The organism is Pseudomonas sp. (genome assembly GCF_030690725.1).
Classification (GTDB): Bacteria; Pseudomonadota; Gammaproteobacteria; order Pseudomonadales; family Pseudomonadaceae; genus Aquipseudomonas.
In genome coordinates, this window is sequence record NZ_JAUYGD010000070.1 from 1 (window position 1) to 1,852 (window position 1,852).

Consider the following 1,852-nt stretch of genomic DNA (forward strand, 5'->3'; position numbering starts at 1 on the left):
AATACTGCAATTACGAAGATGTAATTTTCGCTTCACTTTGATGACAGGTGCATGCGTTTATATTTTCACTACAACCTAAGTAGAGGAATTAAACGTGAACATTCTTAAAGCTGTCTTAGCGGTATCTATTCTTTCTGCATCGTCCTTGGTTATGGCCGAAGGCGGCGGTGACCGCGTCTATGGTCGAATGATTCAGGATAATGAAAGAGCGATGCAGGAATACGCTGCTGCTCGTGGCAAGACTCCGCCAGAGGTGACTCACTATCGCTACGGCATGAAGCTGGACATCGCGAAGGTTGTACATACGAGCCCTACAGGCTCTGGTTGTGAGGTAATGCCGGCTCAGATGACCTATGAGGACTCCAGCGGCGATTTGCAGACTGTTGAATATCGGGCAATGGGTACAGCCTGCTGGAATCAAAACTGAGCTACATAGGAGCTTACAGGTCACTGACTTAAAAGTAATTTTCAAGTCACCCTGACGTTATTTGGCGTGTGGAAGTATGGCGTGAGCGCGCACGGGCGATGCCTGGCGCGCTACGGCAACTACTACAAGAAATCTCACCGAGATAAAACTGCCAGATAATTCAGGAGTGTCACATGAATAACCCCCTTTTTGCTTATCGCTGATAGCTCTGAGTATCGGCACCGGACAGGCTGCAATTGCCGCCGAAGAAAAGGCCGAAGGCTTCGTCGAGGGCAGCAGCCTCACTATTCTGAATCGCAACCTCTATTTCAATCGCGACTTTCGTAAGGGGCAGTCGAGCGGCACAGGTAATGGTTACTCGGAAGAGTGGGCACATGGAATCATCGGGCAGTTTGAGTCTGGATTCACCGAGGGTACCGTTGGCTTTGGTATCGACGCGTTTGCGATGCTGGGCCTGAAACTCGACTCTGGTGATGGGCGATCCGGCGCAGGTGGCTCCGTTGATGTGATGCCTTACAACAGTGCAGGGCAACCCGAAGATGACTACTCCAAGGTGGGTGGTGCGGTTAAAGCCAGGTTCATGGATACAGTTATCAAAGCTGGCGATGTTTTCCCTGTCAGCCCCGTCGTTCAATATGGCGACTCGCGACTCCTGCCCGAAAGCTTCCGCGGTATCACCGTGGCCAACAACAGTATTGAAGGCTTGGCCCTGCAAGGTGGCCGCCTGCATTCAATGAGCGAGCCCAACTCAAGCAGCATGCGCGATGGCTTCGCAACGTTCTATGCGGGCTCCGTCGACGCCCCCTGGATTGCCTATTTTGGTGGTGATTACTCGGTCAACGACAACGTCGGCATCAGCCTCTATACCAGCCGCCTCAAAGATGCTTGGAACCAGTACTACGCTGGTACCACGTTGAGCTATCCGCTCTCCGACGATGTTGCCTTGATCGGTGGACTTAATTACTACAAAGCTGTCGATGAGGGAAAACAACATCTGGGCAGCTTCGATAACAACATCTGGAGCGGTAAGGCTGGAGTGCAATTTGGTGCCCATACCGTCATGGTTGGCATTCAGCGCAATAACGGCGATGACGATTTCGATTACCTGCGTCAATCCGACTCGATCTACCTGGATAATTCCATCCAGTACAGCGACTTCAACTCGCCCAAGGAAAAGTCCTGGCAGGTGCGCTATGACTTGGACATGGAGCCTTTTGGTGTGCCCGGCCTGAGCTTCATGACCCGCTACGCGCAGGGCTGGGATGCTGACTACACCAACGCCAACGAGGTTTACATGCGGCGCGGCGATGATGGTAATCCGCTGACCGATCAGAAACGGTGGGAGCGCGACATCGAAGCCAAGTACGTCGTGCAAGCCGGATCACTGAAAGACATGTCCTTCCGCATTCGCCAGGCAACGACCCG

Annotated in this window: 2 protein-coding genes; both read left to right on the forward strand. The window is 52.8% G+C overall.

Going from position 1 to position 1,852, the window contains the following annotated elements; genetic code table 11:
- The first annotated feature begins 94 nt into the window (after positions 1 to 94).
- Positions 95 to 427: a DUF2790 domain-containing protein gene (locus Q8O69_RS18640; protein ID WP_257776562.1), complete on the forward strand. Its 333-nt coding sequence runs from the start codon at positions 95 to 97 to the stop codon at positions 425 to 427.
- 199 nt (positions 428 to 626) lie between these two features.
- Positions 627 to 1,852: OprD family porin (locus Q8O69_RS18645; protein WP_305593685.1), on the forward strand; the 1,226-nt coding region annotated here is incomplete at its 3' end.